Annotated in this window: 14 protein-coding genes; 6 read left to right on the top strand and 8 right to left on the bottom strand. The window is 58.6% G+C overall.

From position 1 onward, the window contains the following. Positions 1-65: 65 nt before the first annotated feature. Positions 66-377, bottom strand: coding sequence for a protease inhibitor Inh/omp19 family protein (locus CJU81_RS10565; protein WP_176464824.1), 312 nt, complete (start codon positions 375-377; stop codon positions 66-68). 135 nt (positions 378-512) lie between these two features. Next, positions 513-1,955 (bottom strand): serralysin family metalloprotease, encoded by a 1,443-nt coding sequence (locus CJU81_RS10560; RefSeq protein ID WP_095036537.1) that lies wholly within the window; start codon positions 1,953-1,955, stop codon positions 513-515. Between the two features lie 683 nt (positions 1,956-2,638). On the opposite strand from CJU81_RS10560, the gene CJU81_RS10550 reads away from it, so the two are divergent. The 5 genes from CJU81_RS10550 (at position 2,639) to CJU81_RS10530 (ending at position 7,836) form a co-directional block, all read left to right on the top strand. Then, entirely contained in the window at positions 2,639-3,667 is a 1,029-nt protein-coding gene (locus CJU81_RS10550; RefSeq protein ID WP_095036589.1) for a LacI family DNA-binding transcriptional regulator, read from the top strand. Between the two features lie 83 nt (positions 3,668-3,750). After that, positions 3,751-4,533: a sugar phosphate isomerase/epimerase family protein gene (locus CJU81_RS10545; protein WP_095036535.1), complete on the top strand. Its 783-nt coding sequence runs from the start codon at positions 3,751-3,753 to the stop codon at positions 4,531-4,533. Beyond that, a complete protein-coding gene (locus CJU81_RS10540) occupies positions 4,526-5,497 on the top strand; it encodes a sugar kinase (protein WP_095036534.1) in 972 nt (323 codons plus the stop codon). Before CJU81_RS10545 ends, CJU81_RS10540 begins: the two co-directional genes overlap by 8 nt. A 48-nt stretch (positions 5,498-5,545) precedes the next feature. Further along, a complete protein-coding gene (locus CJU81_RS10535; RefSeq protein WP_095029400.1) occupies positions 5,546-6,841 on the top strand; it encodes an MFS transporter in 1,296 nt (431 codons plus the stop codon). A gap of 20 nt (positions 6,842-6,861) precedes the next feature. Beyond that, positions 6,862-7,836 carry an NAD(P)-dependent oxidoreductase gene (locus CJU81_RS10530; protein ID WP_095036588.1) on the top strand — a complete coding sequence of 325 codons (975 nt, stop codon included), beginning with the start codon at positions 6,862-6,864 and terminating at the stop codon, positions 7,834-7,836. On the opposite strand, the gene CJU81_RS10525 is transcribed toward CJU81_RS10530, so the two are convergent. The 4 genes from CJU81_RS10525 to CJU81_RS10510 are packed head-to-tail and all read right to left on the bottom strand — an operon-like array spanning position 7,837 to position 11,616. Then, on the bottom strand, positions 7,837-8,916 hold the full coding sequence (locus tag CJU81_RS10525; protein ID WP_095036533.1) for a polyamine ABC transporter substrate-binding protein: 1,080 nt from the start codon (positions 8,914-8,916) through the stop codon (positions 7,837-7,839). A gap of 54 nt (positions 8,917-8,970) precedes the next feature. Continuing rightward, entirely contained in the window at positions 8,971-9,312 is a 342-nt protein-coding gene (locus CJU81_RS10520; protein ID WP_095036532.1) for a cupin domain-containing protein, read from the bottom strand. Between the two features lie 30 nt (positions 9,313-9,342). Continuing rightward, entirely contained in the window at positions 9,343-10,749 is a 1,407-nt protein-coding gene (locus CJU81_RS10515; protein ID WP_095036531.1) for an NAD(P)/FAD-dependent oxidoreductase, read from the bottom strand. Positions 10,750-10,797: 48 nt separating this feature from the next. Continuing rightward, a complete protein-coding gene (locus CJU81_RS10510) occupies positions 10,798-11,616 on the bottom strand; it encodes a helix-turn-helix domain-containing protein (protein WP_095036530.1) in 819 nt (272 codons plus the stop codon). Positions 11,617-11,855: 239 nt separating this feature from the next. Here CJU81_RS10510 and CJU81_RS10505 point away from each other — a divergent pair, with 239 nt between their 5' ends. Further along, positions 11,856-12,134, top strand: a complete 279-nt coding sequence (locus CJU81_RS10505) for a DUF1652 domain-containing protein (protein WP_095036529.1) — start codon at positions 11,856-11,858, stop codon at positions 12,132-12,134. A 71-nt stretch (positions 12,135-12,205) separates the two neighbouring features. On the opposite strand, the gene ggt is transcribed toward CJU81_RS10505, so the two are convergent. Together ggt and CJU81_RS10495 are read right to left on the bottom strand one after the other, a co-directional pair. Beyond that, positions 12,206-14,035 (bottom strand): gamma-glutamyltransferase, encoded by a 1,830-nt coding sequence (ggt, locus tag CJU81_RS10500; RefSeq protein ID WP_095036528.1) that lies wholly within the window; start codon positions 14,033-14,035, stop codon positions 12,206-12,208. 14 nt (positions 14,036-14,049) lie between these two features. After that, the gene (locus CJU81_RS10495; RefSeq protein WP_095036527.1) at positions 14,050-16,521 is read right to left on the bottom strand and encodes a UvrD-helicase domain-containing protein; all 2,472 of its coding nucleotides are present in this window, start codon (positions 16,519-16,521) and stop codon (positions 14,050-14,052) included. Positions 16,522-16,642 lie beyond the last annotated feature (121 nt).

The raw sequence follows: 16,642 nt of genomic DNA, 5'->3' as shown, positions 1-16,642 counted from the left end.
CTCTAGCCGTGCCGCCAGGCTTTCGGCGCGGACATCAACAACTCATCTTGCGAGCCAACAACTATTTACGGCTGTTCGCGCACCATGACCAATACTGCTTTTGATTTAAGCTGCGCTTCATAGCGTCCCGGTTCAATACGATTCATATGCACCAGCGCCGTTCCGTCCGGCCCCATCAGGTAAATACCGTCGGGTGTTGGCGACCAACTTTTCGGCACTTCGCCCAACCATGCTTGCAGGCACTTGACAGCACTGTTAAAGCTTTTGTGTTCGGCAACCAGTTGTACTGTACAACGGTCCTTTGCATCGTCCTGCGGGTAAAACGTCCAACTGCCCGCCAGTTGTGCGGGGCTCAGCAGCAACAGGGAACTGGCCATGGTGCTCTCCGTGGTAAATGTCAGTAACGCGGCGACAAGCCCCATTACCTTGAAATTTCTGCATGCCATAGGGCTCATCCCTTGACGCCAGCCGGCAGAGGGCAGCGCTTGCGCACTGCCCCGGTACCGGCAGGCTTAGACGACGATGTCGTAAGTTGCCACTTGTCCCACAGTGTTAACCAGGAAATCGGCTACAGCGTGACCGCTGAAGTCGACTGCAAAATGCCCCAGATTACTGGCCTGGTCATAGCTGATAACCGCTTCACCGGCACGGCCCGTGAAGGCATCAACAAAGTTCAGCCCCGCCAGTTTGGTGATGGCCGAGACATCGATTTTGTCGATGCCGGACTGGAAGTCCATGATGATATCGGCTGCACCCGGCGCAGAGTCTGACACCGCGCCAAACACAAACACATCAGCACCCGTTCCGCCCCACAAGGTATCTGCCCCGCCACCGCCGTAGAGGATGTCGTTGCCGGCACCGCCCTTGAGCACATTGTCAGCGCTGTTGCCGATCAGCAGATCGTTGCCCGAACCGCCAATGGCGTTTTCCACGGTGACACCCTGGGCAATCGACACGTTACCGGTCATGCCGCCAACATCGGAGAACGAACCGGCAGTGAGGTTGATTTTCTGGTTTTGGGTGAAACCGGAGAAGTCCAGCGTGTCGTTACCGCCACCGTCCCACACCGAGAAAATCAGCTTGGAACTGGCAGACGTTGCGCTGTAGAAATCACGATCGGCGGTGGAGTTGAAGCCATAGACCGTATCGCCAGCGCGGGTTTCGAGGTTCGCGCCATAGAGTTTCTGCACCGCCGCAATATCATCCAGCAATGGCGCAGAGGCGTAGGCACCTTCGCCACTATTGGTGAAATGCTGACCGGTGTTGCTTTCACTCCAGTAACTCATGACGCTGTAGGCGCGGGTGTCTTCGCCATACACCGCATCCCGGTATGTCGGGTTGCCATTGCCGGCGTTGTAGTCACCCGGGTGCGACAGGCCCAGGGTGTGGCCGATTTCGTGAGTCAGGGTCTGACGGCCGTAGTTACCCTCGCCCGGAGTTTTGTTGACCGCATAGTCTTTGTTGATCAAGTACCACGACTCGCCTTTGCGCGCACTGCTGGGCAGGTAGGCAAATGCTGCACCGCCGTTGCTGGCACTGAAGTTGGCGAAGGTCATGTGGCCATCCCCGCCACGGGCTGCCGGGCCTTCAGTGAAGGTCACTTTGGCGACATCGGCCCAGGACTCCAGTGACAGCTTGGCCTGTTCCTTTTGCAGCGAAGAAAACTGGCTGAACGTGCCCAGGCCACGGGTGGCGAAACCCACCGGCGGCGCCGTGAGGAATGTATAGGTGAGGTTGATCACACCATCGCCGTTGAGGTCATGCCAGCTGGCCCCGGAACGCGTGAGCTGATCCGCGGCCTGGTCGGTGGTGAGCGAAGGTTTGCCATTGACCAGATGATCACCGCGATCATAGAAATGGCTGAAGTTATCAATCTGAGTGAAGGCAGAACTGCCGGTGTTTGCCGCTTGCACCTGGCCAACGAACAGTGCTGCTTTCTCTTTAAGTTTCGACATGTAAACATTTCCTTGTTTAGCAGTAGAAAGTTTTTTGACAGACCACGACGACCCCTTGGCGAGATCGTCCTATCACTCGCCGTTTTATGGCGGAGTGAAACTGACACAATCTGAAATATTTAGTCCAGCACTATTTCATGGTTGATTTGCGCAAACGCCGGAAACTACCGAAAACATTGAATACTTGACCGAAAGTATTTTTTTATCTGCGAACGACCAATAACTGACTGCGCGGTCTGAACACAAAAAGTTAAATCAAGAGACTTCTCAACCGTCTTGAACTTGGGCCGATACTGTATTGATATAACACCCGTCATATAACTTTCGTATCACTTTCAATTCTCGATTGTTATATACAACATGTCGTCTATTGATAAGTTTGCGTCGTAACTGGCAAATATCCAACTCTTTGTAGTCGCTGAGGAGCGCAGCGAGGCTGCGATCGAGCGCGAAGCGCTCGTAAACCGCTTAACACGGTGTGCCTGAATTTCCGGGTTGCCTGGTTTTACGACTGCTTCGCAGCCGATCGCAACCTCGCTGCGCTCCTCAGCGACTACAGGTTCCATGTACTCCTTAAAACCATTGTCACTTGACGTCGCCGGGGCATTTGGGTTTCCATGAAACCGGTTTCAGCGTGCATTCGCGAAATCGCCTGCGATAACACCAATAAAAGGTTTCAGGCCGTGAACAGTTTTTCCGCAGCTCAGCGCACCCGCGTGACCATGCTCGATGTTGCCCAGCGCGCCGGCGTTTCCAAAGCCAGCGTGTCGCGCTTTATCGGCGAAGACCGCGCCTTGCTCTCCGAAGCCATCGCTGAACGGATCGAGCGCGCCATCAATGACCTGGGCTATCGCCCCAATCAAATGGCCCGTGGCCTTAAACGCGGACGTACGCGGCTGATCGGCATGCTGGTGGCCGATATCCGCAACCCCTACTCCATCGCTGTCATGCACGGTGTCGAAACCGCTTGCCGCCTGCACGGCTATAACCTGGTGGTGTGCAACACCGACCGCAATGACGAGCAAGAGCGGCAGCATCTGGCAGCTCTGCGTTCCTACAATATCGAAGGCCTGATTCTTAACACCCTTGGCCATGACCCTGATGCACTGCAAGAGCTGCATCAGGAGATGCCCATCGTGCTGATCGACCGCAAAGTCGAACAACTGCACACCGACCTTGTAGGCCTGGACAATGCCGACGCGGTGCGCATGGCCCTGGAGCATCTTGAGCAGCAAGGCTACCGCGATGTGCTGATGGTCAGCGAACCGGTCGATGGCACCAGCTCGCGGATCGAACGCATCGACAGTTTTACCCGCCAGTTGGCTACCCACCCTGCTCTGCACGGCGCCGTGGTCACAACCGGTGCGGGCCTGCGCGTGGCTATCCAGACATTTGTGCAAGCACCCGGTAACGGCGCCAAGGCCATATTCTGCGCCAATGGCCTGGCCGCGCTGGCCTGTACCCAGGTACTGCGCGACTTGAATTGCCGCTTGTTTGAAGACGTGGGCCTGATTGCCCTGGATGACCTGGAATGGTTCCCGCTGGTGGGCAACGGCATCACCGCCCTGGCCCAGCCCACGCAACAGATCGGTGCCAGTGCCTTTGACTGCCTGCTTAAACGCCTGGGCGGTGACAAATCTGCACCTCTGGCGCTGGATTTTGCCCCGCAGTTGATTGTTCGCGGCTCCACCCGACAGCCCCCGACTACCTGACACTTTAGTGGCTGGCAACCTTGACCCGGTTGCCAGCCGTTTGACGCACAACAAAATGAAACCGGTTTCAGAGAATAATGACAATGACTACATTTCCCGTTTCCATCAGTTTGTCTAGCTACGGTGCCGACCTGGTTCGCCAGCGCGGCCAGGCCAGCTTTATTGAAGTGTTGGCCAACGCCGGTGTGTCACGCATCGAACTGCGCGAAGAACTGCTGACCACAGAAGATCCGCTCGCTTTCAGCCAGGGCGTGCAGGAACAGGGGCTTGAATGCGTATTCTCATCGCCGCTGGAACTGTGGGAAGCCGGGCAGTCACGGCCCAACACTCAATTGCAGGCCACCCTGCAGCGCGCCCACGCCTTTGGCGCCCAATGGCTGAAAGTGTCGCTGGGCTATTTCACCGAACACTGTGACCTGCAAAACCTGGCGGCCCTGCTCAACCAGCAACCGGTACGCCTGCTGGTGGAGAACGACCAAACCTCCTATGGCGGACGTATCGAGCCCATGCAGCGCTTTTTCGATCAAGTCGAGCAGCAGCAAGCGCCGATCAGCATGACCTTCGATATCGGCAACTGGCACTGGCAGGATCAGTCGGCCAGCACCGCAGCCCGTCTGCTGGGCCGCTATGTCACCTACCTGCACTGCAAAGGCGTAAGCCGTCGCCCGGACGGCAAGCTGGTCGCCACCCCGCCGACCGACACCGACCTGCAGCACTGGCAGCACCTGATGACCCATATGCCCCACGGTCTGACGCGGGCCATCGAGTATCCGCTGCAAGGCTCGGATCTGGACGGCTTGACCCAGGAACACGTCGCCGTACTGGCGCGCTTGAGCCACAAGCAACAGGAGCTGAGCCATGTCTAAGGTCGATGTGCTGTCGTTTGGCGAAACCATGGCCATGTTGGTAGCCGAAGAAACCGGCGACCTGGCCATGGTCGAACGCTTTCACAAACGGATTGCAGGGGCGGACAGCAATGTGGCCATTGGCCTGGCCCGACTGGGTTTCAATGTGGCCTGGCTGAGCCGCGTTGGCGCTGACTCGCTGGGCCGCTTTGTGCTCAACACACTGCAAGCCGAGGGGCTCAATTGCCAGCATGTGGCCGTCGACCCGCAACATCCGACAGGTTTTCAGTTCAAATCCCGCGTTGACGATGGCAGCGACCCGCAGGTGGAGTACTTCCGCCGCGGTTCGGCCGCCAGCCATATGGACCGCTCCCTGCTCAACCCGCAACTGCTCGAAGCCCGGCATTTACACGCCACCGGCATTCCGCCAGCCCTGTCGGCAAGCTGCAATGAGCTGTCCTTTGAACTGATGAAGTCGATGCGTGCAGCAGGCAACAGCGTGTCGTTCGACCCCAATCTGCGCCCTTCGCTGTGGGCCAGCGAGCAACAGATGATTCGCGACATCAATGCCCTCGCTGCCCACGCCGACTGGGTGCTGCCGGGCTTGAGTGAGGGCCGCTTACTGACAGGTTTTGACGACCCGTCCGATATCGCCGCCTTCTACCTGGACCAGGGTGCTGAAGCCGTGATCATCAAACTGGGTGCCAAGGGCGCGTACTACCGCACCGCCCAGGCTGAACAGTTCGTGCCGGCGGTAGCGGTGGCCAATGTTATCGACACGGTCGGCGCCGGTGACGGCTTTGCCGTTGGCGTGATCAGTGCCTTGCTGGAAAACCTCGGCTTTGCCCAGGCGGTACAACGCGGCAACTGGATCGGCAGCCGCGCCGTACAGAGCCGGGGCGATATGGAAGGCCTGCCCACCCGTGCCGAACTGAACCACTACAACGCGCTGCTCGCGCCCCTTGAAACACCGCTATCTGCTTGATCTGTCACCTGCTGCGAAAAAACAAAAACAAGCTCAGGAGCACCCTCTATGCAATCGCTAAAACTCGCCGCCCGTCGTTGGTGGTACATCATGCCGATCGTGTTTATCACCTACAGCCTGGCGTACCTTGACCGTGCCAACTACGGCTTCGCGGCTGCCTCCGGCATGGCCGAAGACCTCAATATCACCCCCGGCCTGTCGTCGCTGCTGGGCGCGCTGTTCTTTCTGGGTTACTTCTTCTTTCAGGTGCCCGGGGCGATCTACGCCCAGAGAAACAGCGTAAAAAAGCTGATCTTTGTCAGTCTGATCCTCTGGGGTAGCCTGGCCACATTGACCGGCGTAGTGTCCAACGCCTACTGGCTGATCGTTATCCGCTTTACCCTCGGGGTGGTTGAAGCGGCCGTGATGCCTGCCATGCTGGTGTACCTGTGCCACTGGTTCACCCGTGCCGAACGCTCGCGTGCCAATACCTTCCTGATCCTCGGCAACCCGGTAACCATGCTGTGGATGTCGGTGGTATCGGGTTATCTGGTGCAGCATTACAGCTGGCGCTGGATGTTTATCGTCGAGGGCCTGCCGGCAGTGCTCTGGGCCTTTATCTGGTGGCGCCTGGCCGATGACCGCCCAAGCGAAGCCAAATGGCTGAGCAATCAGGAGAAGCAAGACCTGCAAAGCGCGCTGGATGCCGAGCAAGTGGGCCTCAAGCCGGTGAAAAACTACGCTGCGGCGTTCCGTACCCCCGCCGTTATCCTGCTGGCCTTGCAGTTCTTCTGCTGGAGCATCGGCGTGTACGGCTTTGTGCTGTGGCTGCCGTCGATTCTCAAGCAAGGCGCGCAGATGGACATGATCGAAGCCGGCTGGCTCTCGGCCCTGCCGTATCTGGCGGCCGTGATCGCAATGCTGGTGGTGTCCTGGGGCTCGGACAAAATGCAAAAGCGCAAACGCTTCGTCTGGCCGCCGCTGCTGATCGCCTCTATCGCGTTCTACGGTTCCTACATGCTGGGTGCAGAACACTTCTGGTGGTCCTACGTTCTGCTGGTGATCGCCGGCGGTTGCATGTACGCCCCTTATGGTCCGTTTTTCGCCATCATTCCGGAAATCCTGCCGTCCAACGTGGCCGGTGGCGCGATGGCGCTGATTAACAGCATGGGCGCTCTGGGCTCGTTTGCCGGCTCGTATCTGGTGGGTTACCTGAACAGTTCCACCGGCTCGACGGGGGCGTCCTTTCTGCTGATGAGCGGCGCGCTGCTGATCTCGGTGCTGCTGACCCTGATGCTCAAACCCGCGGCCAAAGACCCTGCTGCACCGCAACTCAGCACCTCGCAACGTCTGGCCCACTCATGAATTCAATGTCGGTGAATCCCTTGAAAAAGAATGTCGTACTTTACAAGCAACTCTCCGATGCGCTGATGCAGCGCCTTGAAGCCCATGCCAATGTCACGCTGATCGAGAAGCTCGACGCTGCGGGCATGGACCAACTGCGTGCTGCCCTGCCCCGGGCCCAGGGCATTTTGGGCGCAAGCCTGAAACTGGACGCGCAACTGCTGGACCTGGCACCGGAACTTGAGGCGGTGGCCAGTGTGTCGGTCGGTGTCGACAACTACGACATCGACTATATGACCGAGCGCAAGATCCAGCTCACCAACACCCCCGATGTACTCACCGAAACCACTGCAGACACCGGTTTTGCCCTGGTTATGGCCAGCGCCCGCCGGGTGGTGGAACTGGCCAACATGGTGCGCAATGGTCAATGGGTGAAAAACGTCGGCCCCGAGCATTTCGGCACCGACGTGCATGGCAAGACCCTGGGCATTATCGGTATGGGTCGCATCGGCGAAGCCCTGGCGCAACGCGGCCACTTTGGTTTCGGCATGCCAGTGATCTACCACAGCAACTCGCCCAAACCTGCAGTAGAAGCACGCTTTAATGCGCAATACCGCAGCCTCGACGAACTGCTGCAAGAGGCCGATTTTATCTGCCTGACCTTGCCGCTGACCGCACAAACCGAAGGCTTGATCGGTGCCGAGCAATTCGCCCTGATGCGCCGCGAGAGCATTTTTATCAATATCTCGCGCGGCAAGGTGGTAGACGAAGCGGCACTGATCAACGCCCTGCAACAAGGCCAGATCCGCGCTGCCGGGCTGGATGTGTTCGAGCGTGAACCGCTGGAACTGAGCTCGCCGCTGCTGCAACTGGATAACGTGGTGGCCACTCCGCATATCGGCTCGGCGACTCTCGAAACCCGTGAAGCCATGGCCCGTTGCGCGGTCGATAACCTGCTGGCGGCATTGGCCGGTGAACGCCCGGCCAACCTGGTTAACCCGCAGGCATTACGCTGATTACTTGCCGCTTTTGATGTTGGTCCAGACGCGCGTGCGCACCCGGTCAATATTCAGCGGCATGGCCTCCAGGGCAAACAGCTTGTCCATCATGGCAGGGGTTGGATAAACCTTGGTGTCAGCCTTGATTTCAGGGCTGACCAAGGCATCGGCCTGCTCGTTGCCATTGGCGTAATGCACATAGTTGCTGATCCCGGCCATCACGTCCGGGCGCAGCAGGTAGTTCATAAAGCTGTAGGCGGCTTTTTCGTCCGGCGCATCGGCGGGCATGGCAACCATGTCAAACCAGATAGCGGCGCCTTCCTTGGGAATCGAATAACCGATCTCGACGCCATTGCCGGCCTCTTTGGCCCGGGTTTCGGCCTGCAAGATATCCCCTGAGAAACCTACCGCTACGCAAATATTGCCGTTGGCCAGGTCACTGGTGTACTTCGATGAATGAAAGTAGCTGATATAAGGTCGGACCTTAAGCAGCAACTCTTCAGCTTTCTTGTAGTCAGCCGGGTTTTTGCTGTGATGAGGCAAACCCAGATAGTTGAGCGCCGCAGGCAAGACCTCCGGGCCATTATCCAGAATCGCCACGCCGCAGGATTTCAGCTTCTGCATATTTTCGGGCTTGAAAATCAGGTCCCAGGAGTCCACCGGCGCATCTTCGCCGAGCACGGCCTTGACCTTGGCGACGTTGTAGCCAATCCCGGTGCTGCCCCACAAGTAAGGAAAACCATGTTCGTTGCCCGGATCATTGACCTGCAGTGCCTTGAGCAGCACCGGGTTGAGGTTTTTCCAGTTCGGCAACTGGCTCTTGTCGAGCTTCTTCAGTGCCCCGCCCTGGATCTGCCGTGCCATGAAATGGTTGGACGGAAATACCACGTCATAGCCCGATGACCCCGTCATCAATTTGCCATCCAGCGTCTCGTTGCTGTCGAACAGGTCATAGCTGAAGGCAATGCCGGTGTCACGCTGGAAGTTCTTCATCGTGTCGGGAGCAATGTAGTCCGACCAGTTATAAACCTTCACGGTCTCGGCGGCCTGACACAGCGTACCGGCCAGCATCAGGGGCAACAGGGTCATACGGATCATGATTCGATTCCTTGCATGTTTTGGGCAGCTGTTTTTATAGGCAGGTTTCGGCGATCAAAGGATCAATACATAAGTCTTGCGCACGGTCTCCTGGATATCCCAGATGCCGGTGCTGTTTGCAGGCAACATCAGTGCATCGCCCGCTTCTATGGTCAGGGTTTCACCGTCATCCGGGGTGAAGGTGCAGCGTCCTTGAATAAAGTGGCAGAACTCCTGCTCCATGATCTGCCGACGCCAACGGCCCGGGGTGCATTCCCAGATACCGGTTTCGACACCGTCGTTGCGCTCGACGCAGGTCACCGACGTCACCGCCACTGGCGTACCCAGCGGCACAGCGACGGAGAAAGACTCCTGCAGGGTGACGTTGGCGGTGTTTTTGAACTGAGTGATGCTCATGGGATGCTTCCTGTTAAGCGCACGTGTTGGTTAATGCATGAAGCCTTCCATAAACCCGGCCATGCGACTGGCAAACTGCCGACGCCAGGGCGGGCTGTGCGGATTGGCAAGGGTTTTGTCTTCGTACACAAAGCTGCGAATGATCGCGTTGTAACCCAGCCAGCGGCAGGGTTCAGGTTCCCAGGCCTTGAGTGCGCCAAGCCCGCCTGCGGTCAACACCCAGGGTTGCCTCACCTCAAGGGTGTCGCGCTGCAAAATCAGGTCGGCCAGGGTGCGCCCGCCCAAATGACTGGCGCCTACCCCCTCACCGCCGTAGCCACCGGCCAGGGCAATGCCTTGTTGGTGATCGCAGAGCATGTGCGGCTGAAACCGTCGCGACATGCCCAGATTGCCGCCCCAGGCGTGGCTGATCTCGACGTTTTTAAGCTGCGGGAACAGTTCACTGAACAAATAGCGACGCAGTTCGATTTCGTCGCTGCTGAGGTCGAAATTCTCACGCAGGCGCCCACCGAACTGATAACCACCGCGGGCACCGAACACCAGGCGATTGTCTGCGGTGCGCTGACCGTAGGTGACTTGCCGGCTGCTTTCGCTGAAGGCCTGGCCCTGACTCAGACCGATCTCGTTCCAAGTGACTTGAGACAATGGCTCTGTTGCCACGATCAGACTTTGTACCGGCAGTTGATAGCGTCCCAAAGGCGCCAAGGTGTTGGCGTAACCTTCCACGGCTGGCACCACCCAACGGCTGCGCACTTGCGCCACGGCGGTGCGGGCAAACCCTGCATGCCATTCAGTGACCGGACTTTGTTCGTAGATCTGTACCCCCATGCGCTCAACGGCACGGGCCAGTCCACGTACCAGCTTGGCAGGATGGAGGGTGGCAATATGGGGGGTGAAAATGCCGCCATACGGTTTTGCCACACGGATTTGCTCTGCCAGTTCGGCGGGGCTCAACCAGCGGTAGTCGGATTCATTCAAGCCTTCGCTATAGAGGCTCGCCAGATAGCGGCGCAAGCTGGCTTCCTGCTCCGGGTAGCGTGCCGCGCAATACAACCCGCCGCCCTTGCGATAATCGCAGTCGATACCTTCACGATCGATAACGTTTTTGACTTCATCGGGAATGCCGTGCAGCAAATCGAAGGATTGGCGCCGCTGTTCCACAGACAGGCCTGCCAGCAAGCGGTCTTCGCCCAACAGGTTGCCCATCAGCCAGCCGCCATTGCGCCCCGACGCACCAAAACCGGCCGTTTGCGCTTCAACAATGGCAATGCTCAGCCCGGGCGCATGGCGCTTGAGGTAATAGGCGGTCCAGAGCCCTGTATAGCCGGCACCGATAATGACCACATCGACATCCAGATCGTGCTCAAGGGACGGGCGAGGCGTCAGGTCCTCCCCGAGCTGGTCCATCCATAAACTGATTGAACGCCATGCTGGCATTTGCGACTCCACACCGATCCAGGAATGGCTCGATCCTAGTCGCTGGCATCAGGGCGCGTCTTGCGTGCGTGCCCGCAAAGAAATTTGTTTGGCATACGCCTTGGGCGATTGCCCGGTGTGCTGGCGAAAACAGCTGTAAAACGCCGAAATCGAGTTGAAGCCTGCCGCAAAGGCCATTTCATCCACCTTGACCGGGGTTGCAGCTACGTCCATCGCCGCCAGAACATGGCGCAGGCGCGCCTGATTCACATAGCGGTAAAAGCTTTGTCCGAGCACCTGATTCAGCAGATACGACATCTGGTTGCGCGTATAACCACAGGCTCTGGCTACCTGTTGCAGATCGAGTTCAGGGTCCAGAAAGGGCTGCTGGCGTTCAAAGTAGGTTTGCAGGTCTTGCGCCATAAAGCTCAACTGACGCGCCGACAGCCCCAGCCGGCTTGCCGCCGGGCGCAACGAGCCCTGCCGGGCCAGGCTGGCCACCGCTTCATGAACCAGCGAGGCGTACTCATTGACCTGCCAGATCAGCCCGTCGCGCACGGTAATTGCCTCACTGGCACGAAATGACACCAGGCCCTGGCTGCCGCGCAAAGTCATGCGGTATTGAATAAACGCGGTATTGCCATCCAGGCGGATGCGATCGCTGTGCTCAAGGGCCTCATCCGGCTCTCTGGGCATGGACGACTGCACATACTCGCGCAGTTCATCGAGCAGCATGACCCGATTCTGGAAGAAATCGTTGTAGGTCACATCGGGGTGATACAGCGCCATGACCCCGTCCAGATCACGATGCTTCCAGCACAGGTGGTAACGCAGCACGGTTTCGCCGGTGGCGCGGGTATTTTCGGGGCCGTCGTCTGGGGCTCGCATGGCAGGCTCAAGGCAAAAAACACAGAGTGCCGAGTTTGCGTGTGGCCTTCAATGGCTACAGGCAGCGGATAAATCACCTAAGTGCATGATTCACATCAAAGTACGGGCAAACAACCGGGTTGCAGGGCAAAAAAGGCTTAGCAGCAAGGCTTTTGGATGCTAGGTTTGAACACGAAATACTCGCAAACACATGCGGTCAGAAACAACCGCCCGACATCTTGAGCTAAAGGAATTGCTCTATGTACCCGATGGACAACATCAACAAGGTCACCTTCCCCAATGCCTGCCAACTGATGCGCTGGCATTTCCACCCGATGGGCTTCGAGGCGACCATGGACGCGCCCGGCAGCATGGTGGCCCGACTGTTTGACCGTGCCAGTGGCGAAACCGTGATTGCTGTCGCCGGTATCCCCTGTTCGACGGTCATGACCCCCGGTCAAGTGGGCCGCATCATCCAGTGCGTTGAAGACGAGCTCGAAAGCTTTGTGCCGCCCATGACGTGGCAGGCGCAGGCTTGAGTTTGCAGCCTCTGTAGATACTGGGAGCGAGCAGGCTCGCTCCCACAGTTGCAGTTTTCCAACCGCTGGTTTCAATCCCCCAAGGCAGTGCCTTCACGGCGCGGATCGGCACCGCCCACCCAACCATCCTTGCTGCGCATGATGATTTGCGTGCCACTGGTCATTTCGATCAATGCCACCTTGTGCCCACGGTCCTGCAATTGCTGCACCAGCGCCGGGCTGAAGCGGCCAGCCTCAAGTTCAGTGTCGACATTGCGGCTGCCAAAATTGCCCAGGCTGATGGCGTCCTGCGGGTTCAACTTCCAGTCCAGCAGGCCAACCAGCGACTTGTTGACGTACTCAATGATCTGCGAACCACCCGGCGAACCAATGGTTGCGACCAGTTCGCCACTTTCGCGCTCGAACACCAGGGTTGGAGCCATCGAAGAACGCGGGCGCTTGCCCGGCTCGATGCGGTTTGCCACCGGCTTGCCGTTTTCCTCGGGTATAAACGAGAAGTCGGTGAGCTGGTTGTTCAAAAGAAAGCCATGGGTCATCACATGCGAACCAAACGCGGCTTCAACCGAGGTGGTCATGGATATGGCCCCGCCCTGATCGTCGACAGCGGCTATTTGTGAGGTAGAAATGCGCAGTGGCGATCGATCCGGGGCCAGGGCAAGGTGGATGCCCACCGGAACGCCCGCCTCGGCACGGCCCATGCTCTTGTCACCGACCAACGCCGCTCGTGTCTTGAAGTAACCTTGCTCTGTCAGCCCTTGCACATTGACCGGTACGAAGTCGCTGTCCGCCAGGTACTGTGCCCTGTCAGCGTAAGCCAGACGCTCTGCTTCAGCGATCAGGTGGACCGCAGACGGCGAAGGCTCCAGGCCTGCTCCGCCAGTGCCCGGCAGAGGTGGCATTATTGCCAGATCGAGGGCCGGGGATTTGTTTTGCAGGGCCTCAAGAATCCCCAGCGTCTGTATGACGGCTACACCTCCCGAAGACGGCGGCGGCATGCCACAGATTTGCCACTGCTTGTAGTCACCACATACCGGCGTGCGCTCCCGAGCCTGGTAACCTTTGATGTCAGCAAGGGACAGAGTGCCAGGTCGGGGGTGGGAGCGAACCTTGTCCACCATGGCCTGGGCCACGGCACCCTGGTAAAACCCGTCGGCCCCGCGCACCGCGATGGTTTGCAGGGTGCGTGCAAGTTCCGGATTTTTCAGCAAAGTGCCAACCGGCAAGGCTTGCCCTTGAGGGGTGAGGAAGTACCGAGCCATTTCCGGGGAGCCGACCATAAACGTGTCGGCGGCAATTTGCGTATGCAAGCGTTTGGAGACAGGAAACCCTTCGCTGGCCAGTTTGATAGCCGGCTGAAACAGATCATGCCAGGGCAGTTTGCCATGTTGCTGATGGGCCATCTCCAGCGCCCTGAGCACCCCGGGCACACCGACGGAACGCCCGCCTATCTGCGCCTGGGAAAATGGTATCGGCTGGCCATCTGCGCCGAGGAACATACCCGGGGTGGCACCTGCCGGGGCGGTTTCGCGACCGTCGAAGGCCTGCACGCGCTTGCCGTCCCAATACATAATGAAAGCACCGCCGCCGATGCCGCTGGACTGCGGTTCAACCAGTGCGAGTACCGCCTGCATGGCGATGGCTGCGTCTATTGCCGAGCCGCCCTTGCGCAGCATCTGCTGCCCCGCCTCAGTGGCCAGCGGGTTGGCCGCTGCTGCCAAATGCCGGACAGCGTGTACCGGGGCCATATCGGAACGCAAACCCGAGGCTATTTCGGGCGCAGGCGGCAACTCGGAGCGGGTTTGCTGCTCTGACTGCCCGGTACTGCATCCGCCTGTCCACAGCACCAGGGCTGACAAGGCGAATACGCGGGCGCAGGTGTTTTTGGCAAACTGGGAATCCATCTTGAAGTGATCCTTTAATTATTGTTATCGAGCCGCAAGTCCTCGAAAAACGCCTTGCCCTGAGGCACGCGGTCCGAGGCCCTGGGGATATTCGGCCCCTGGCCATCCTGGCTTTCCACATACCAGTAACAATGTTTGACTGCCCGGGTGATACCGACATAGGCCAGACGCAGGATTTCGTCTTTCTGGGCATTGTCATACGGCTCGGGGTCACCCTCCTTGCCCAGGCCGGCCATGCGGTAAACCTGATTTTTGTAAGGTGACGTTGTCAGATGCTGGCAATCCCCCAACAGGAAAACAGCATCCGCCTGCAAGCCCTTGGAGCTGTGGTAGGTCAGTAGCTTGAGCCTGCGCTCTTGGGGCTCCAACCTAGAATCTGCATTAACTACTGACTGCAGATCCTTTTCAATCAATAACTTATCGCTACTTTTTCGAAACAACATCAAGATGCTGTCGCCTGCGTTGTAATGTTCGATCAACTGCGCAGCCAAGGCTTGATCATCGCGATTGAGCACAGTGACCGGAACTGCCGGCTTGGGCTCGCCGCTGGCCTTGGCCCGCTTGCCGGCTATAGACGGCGCGGCACGCACGATGTGCTCGGCGGCATCGATGATGTGTTGATGGCTGCGGAAGTTGTCGCTGAGCATCACCCGGGTAGTGGCAGGCGACAGGAATTGCTTGTCGAACTCCATAAAGTACTTGGGCGAACTGCCCCGCCAGCCGTAGATCGACTGCCAGTCATCGCCCACGCACAACAACGAAGAACGCTGGGCCCCACGGCCAACATGCATGGCCGGGCCACGGCTGCGGATCTCGCGCAAGCTGGCGCGTAGCCAGGACACGATCTGTGGCGAGACATCCTGAAACTCATCGATCATCAAGTGCGACAGCGGGCGCAGTTGCTCGTGGCTGAGCAGCTTGAAGTTCTGCGGGGTGTTCTCGCCAAACAGGGAGAACATGCGGTTGTAAGTCATCACCGGCGGCGTCTGTGCCAGCAAGTGGTCTTCCAGCGCCCGCCAGAACAGGCTCAAGGCCTCAAAAAAGAACCGGTCCGGGTCATCCTTGGCAAAGCGCATTTCGCCCACGGCAGCGGCCACGTCCAGCCCCAGGTTTTCGATAAAGCTGGCGGCGGCGACAAAACTGTCGAGCAAGGGTGCTGAGCCCAGTTCGCCCTTGAGTTTGTAATCAAACCCGGGACCTGCGCTGGCATCACCTGCCAAGGCACTGACAACACGCTTGGCAGCATCGTAATTTTCAAGCCATATCAATGGCTTGCTGCAAAAAGCTTGAAACAGGGTGCGTTTTACTGCCCATTCGGCGCGCACGCTGAGCTTGGCCCCGGGACGGCACATCTGCGGGTTTTCTCGGGGATCGAAGCCCAGCACCACCCAGGCATCCAGCTCGGCAATATAGCCGTGACAATGGAACGGCGAGCCATTGATCTCGACAGTTTCGCGATTGGGCTCGATACCCTTGATCGGCCACGCGCCGGCAGCAAACCAGAGGTCTTCCAGGGTGTCACAGAGTTCTTCGTCGCGCCTGGAGGCCAGCTCGGTCACGGCCATGCGTTTTTGCACATCAGGATGGTCGCGCTCCAGCTCCTTGAGCTGCAAGGCATGCAGACGCAATGGTGCGAGGGTCTGGCGGAAACGCTCATCGCGGCTATATAGCCCGTGATAACAGGCATTCAGTTGCTGGCGCTGGGCATCGTTGATACGCAGGTCAAACGGATTGCTGTCAGTATCGTCGTCGTTAAGCAGGTTGCGGTTATTCAGGGTCTCGAAGGCCTGTAACTGGCTGTAGCCGGGCAGGCTGCGCACCATGGGCAAAATCCGCGAGTGAAAGGTGCGTACTACATCACGGGCTTGCTTGAGCGACAGATTGTGCCCCCACAAGGCGAAGATTTCCTGCAGCTTCTTGATAAAGTCCTTGCGTGACTCACGGGTAAAGGTCACCACGGTCATCGAATCGAGTTCAAAGCCCAGATAATGGGTCAGTAGCAGAATCCGCAACACCAGCGACGTCGACTTGCCGGCCCCGGCCCCGGCAACCACCGAGGTGGACGGGGTATCGCTGAAGATCATCTTCCACTGTGCCGCACTGGGCTGGGCGTGCGCGGGCAGATTGGCGGCGACGTCGGCCTTGATCAGTTTTTTCAGCTCCGGGCCCAGCGGCAGGCGCCAGTCATCGAACAGGTTTTCGTCGATCCCGGGGGCACGCAGTTCCTGCGGGCGCATGTCGCTGATAAACAGTACCTGACTGCCCTCTTCCAGCCCTTCGGCATGGCCCTCCTTGAAACCGTAATCCACCCCGGCACTGTGCCCGCTGCGAAACCCGTCTGCCTGGCCCTGCAGCCAGGACGGCGCATGTTGTGCGCGCAAACGGCTCAAGCCACTGCCAAACAATCGCGCAGCAAGGCGCTTGAGCAAAGGCAACTGGGTGATGGGGGCAAGCTGTTCAGGCAGTTCGGGATTGTGTTGCGGCACGCTGACTCCAGGGTTTGAGGCTGTCCGGGCGGAGGGGCTATGGTCGCCCCATTGCCCGCCAATTTCTAGCTAATTGCTTGGGCATCAGCCGTTTAGAGCCTGCTTTGAAGGTAAATGGCGA

The sequence above is a fragment of the Pseudomonas fragi genome (genome assembly GCF_002269505.1).
GTDB classification, from domain to species: domain Bacteria; phylum Pseudomonadota; class Gammaproteobacteria; order Pseudomonadales; family Pseudomonadaceae; genus Aquipseudomonas; species Aquipseudomonas fragi_D.
Note: the sequence above shows the minus strand (reverse complement) of the source record. Positions and strands in the feature narration are given on the sequence as shown.